Source organism: Kitasatospora sp. NPDC005856 (assembly GCF_040629945.1).
In the GTDB taxonomy this organism is placed as follows: domain Bacteria; phylum Actinomycetota; class Actinomycetes; order Streptomycetales; family Streptomycetaceae; genus Kitasatospora.
The window spans coordinates 1-2,646 of the sequence record NZ_JBEXWT010000206.1; the positions used below are offsets into that span (position 1 = coordinate 1).

Annotated in this window: 4 protein-coding genes; 2 read left to right on the top strand and 2 right to left on the bottom strand. The window is 69.0% G+C overall.

Translation table 11 applies throughout. The annotated features are described in order from the left end of the window. Positions 1 to 1,038: 1,038 nt before the first annotated feature. On the top strand, positions 1,039 to 1,395 hold the full coding sequence (locus ABZ449_RS41925; protein WP_360357379.1) for a hypothetical protein: 357 nt from the start codon (positions 1,039 to 1,041) through the stop codon (positions 1,393 to 1,395). Positions 1,396 to 1,598: 203 nt separating this feature from the next. Here the strand turns inward: ABZ449_RS41925 and ABZ449_RS41930 are convergent, their stop codons facing one another. Then, complete coding sequence (locus ABZ449_RS41930) at positions 1,599 to 1,880, bottom strand: hypothetical protein (protein ID WP_360357382.1); 282 nt, start codon at positions 1,878 to 1,880, stop codon at positions 1,599 to 1,601. Between the two features lie 198 nt (positions 1,881 to 2,078). Between ABZ449_RS41930 and ABZ449_RS41935 the strand changes: the two genes are divergently transcribed. Beyond that, positions 2,079 to 2,210 carry a hypothetical protein gene (locus ABZ449_RS41935; protein WP_360357384.1) on the top strand — a complete coding sequence of 44 codons (132 nt, stop codon included), beginning with the start codon at positions 2,079 to 2,081 and terminating at the stop codon, positions 2,208 to 2,210. Here the strand turns inward: ABZ449_RS41935 and ABZ449_RS41940 are convergent. Continuing rightward, positions 2,207 to 2,646, bottom strand: a 440-nt coding sequence (locus ABZ449_RS41940) for a hypothetical protein (RefSeq protein WP_360357387.1), incomplete at its 5' end; no start/stop codon positions are given. The genes ABZ449_RS41935 and ABZ449_RS41940 overlap by 4 nt on opposite strands.

The following is a 2,646-nucleotide window of genomic DNA, read 5'->3' on the forward strand; positions in this document are numbered from 1 at the left end:
GGGGGGGGGGCCGGGCGGGGGCCCTCGCATCTCGCGCAGTCTGGCGGGGCGTGGGGGGGGCGCCCCCCCCCCCCCCCGCCCGGCAGGCACAAGGCGGGGATGCCGTGGCCGCCTACTGTGAGATCACCACGGCGTGGACGGCGGCAGGCGTCCGACACTGACCGCCCGCCCGGCCGCCTCAGTCGCCCGTCGTCCTCGGCGCCGCGCTGGGTGGTTCCGTCATGGACCACTGGTGATGGAGCCACCCGGCGCTGGTGCGACCTGTCTCAGGCGCGTTCGGACCGGCCCGGGGCTCGCCCAGACGGGGGCCCGGGCCGGTCCGTGTGCCGTTCCCTCCCGGAGGCATCATGGTTCGGGAACTGGCGGCCGGGACGGGGCTAGGCGTCCTCGGCGGCCGGGACGGGCCGGACACCCCACCGTGTCCAGCCGGCCCCGCACACCTCGCCGTTGAGGGGAGCACCGCGCCGGCGAGGTGTGACCATTGTGTCCGGCCGCCGCCCACGGCCGCGGTGCTCATGCGCAAGAGATCGCACGGCTCGGCCCACGATCCGCTGTCGCTGGCGCGTCCGGGTAACGAAGGTTCACAACGGACTCGGTGCCCGACGCCGCTCCTGACGTTGCAGTGTCGTTCGACAGTGGTGGTGGGTCCGGCGTCGGGGACATCGTTGTCCGGGCCGCGCCACCGCTCCGGCCCGCCGCTGGTGTCCCGTCGCGGGAAGTTTTCCTGTGTGGGGGGGTGGGTTCCGTGGTCCGGGCCACCGTCCGGGTGCTCTTGCGGCTGACTGGAAAGGCAAGGCAGCCGTCGGCGTCGCCGTCCCGGTCCGGCTCCTGGCCGTCCTTGCTGCCGTCGCGCTGCCGTGTCCACCTCTGTCCCACCGGTGTCTCAGGCCGCCCCGGTGTCGGTTTCGCTGGGACGGTCCCGGCCTGTTCGTGCTGGTGACGAGGTGTCCGGGGTACGGGCTGGGACAGGCGCTGCCGCGCCCACCCGCTGACCCGTCTCACCGGACTTTGACGTCGCAGGTCAGGTACGGTGCGGGCGTGACTGAGTCCCTTCCTTCCGATGTGGCCGAGGTGCTCGACGCCCTTCTCGACGACGATGATCCGGTTCACCTGGCGCTCCGTGCCCAGGTACCCCAACTCCGGGTGAGCGGGCGTTGTACGTGCGGGTGCGGCACGGCCTACTTCGAGCTCAACACGGTTGCGGTCCAGCCGGCGCCGTCCGGACCGAGCACCGTGGTGGCCGCTGATGCCCAGATCTACACCGAGAACGGCGACTGCCCTGGCGAAGTCCTGGTCTTCGCCCAAGACGGCTACCTCTCCTGGCTGGAGGTCTGCTCCTGGAGCGACGAAACCGAGGTCACCCTCGCCCTGGCCCAGCGCACGCTGCGCCGCTGAAGGTAGATCTGCCGGCGGTCAAACTTCGGTGAGCGGGTCAGCCGCCGACCGGTTCGCCGGGCTGGGACGGGGCTGTCCCAGCCCGTGTATCAGGTGTCCGTTTCCGGCGTTCTGCTGGGACGGATCTGGGACTGTCCCACCCTGTTCTGCCTGGTGGGAGCGTTTGGCGAGGGTGCTGGGACAGGGCTTGGACATGCTGGCGGCTACCGGCCGGGCGGGGCGTCCTCGATGGCGGCGAGCAGGTGGGTGTGGACGGCGCCGGCGGCCTCGCGGGTAGCCGGGTCCGGGTCCTCCAGCTGGGCGGCGATCAGCGCGGCGGCCGCGGCGAGGACCGGGACCGGGACGGTTGCGGAGCGCAGGTGCAGGAGCTGGGCGGCGGTGAGCTCGCCGGGCGTGGCCTGGGCGCGGGCGTTCGGGATCAGGGCGCTGATGCCGCCGAGGGGGGCGGTGCGGTCGCAGTGGATCCCGTGGAACCCGGCGCTCACCCGACGCGACACTCGGGCCCCAGAAGTACCCGCCCGGACAAGCAAGAACGGCTCGCCAGCCAAGCTGACGGTCAGTCATGCAAGATCGAGGTCAGGGTTGAGATAAAGAATTCCTCACACGATCAACGTCGACGGATTTTCCGGATAGAGAATGGAAGGGCTGCAATTCCACCCACAATAAGGATGGTTCCCGGTAGGATGATCCATGAAGATTCACCGGGGCCGGGGCTGAAATACCCTTTTCCCCATGCGATCAAAATGGCCGAAAAGACCACTCCTCCCACGCCGGACCAGAATTTCCTGTCGATCATTGCCGCTCCCGATGGCTAGGGGGTGTCATGGATTGAAAAAACGCTGTTATTGGAGCTGCTCGCCGTTGCAGGACTCCAAGGGTCGGCGAAGTTCGCCATCGCGTTGAACGTAACCGCGACGGATGGCCCGCAAACCGGCAGATACTTGACGATGCACGACTGAAGGTTCGCAGCGCCCCGCAGCTCGTATCGACCCTTGCTGCCAGACACCGCATATGGCTGGGTGAAGTCTATCTTGATTCCCAGCGCACTCCCCTGGGCATTGTTGTGCCCAGGCAGAGTCCCCTTCACATCGACCAAATCGGCGTGCGCGGTGGGCGCCAGCGCCAACATGCCAGAACTGTCGGAGCTTCTCGACAGCGGGATGCCCTGCGTCTTTGAGCAGGCCGTCATCCCGAACGCAGAGGACCGCGAGGCGGCCGCTTCCCGTGTCCGGGAGGCTGAAAGGCCGAGCG

Bases quoted from the DNA above. Each gene is read 5' to 3' on its own strand.
- ABZ449_RS41935 (WP_360357384.1), top strand. From the start codon at position 2,079: ATGATCCATGAAGATTCACCGGGGCCGGGGCTGAAATACCCTTTTCCC.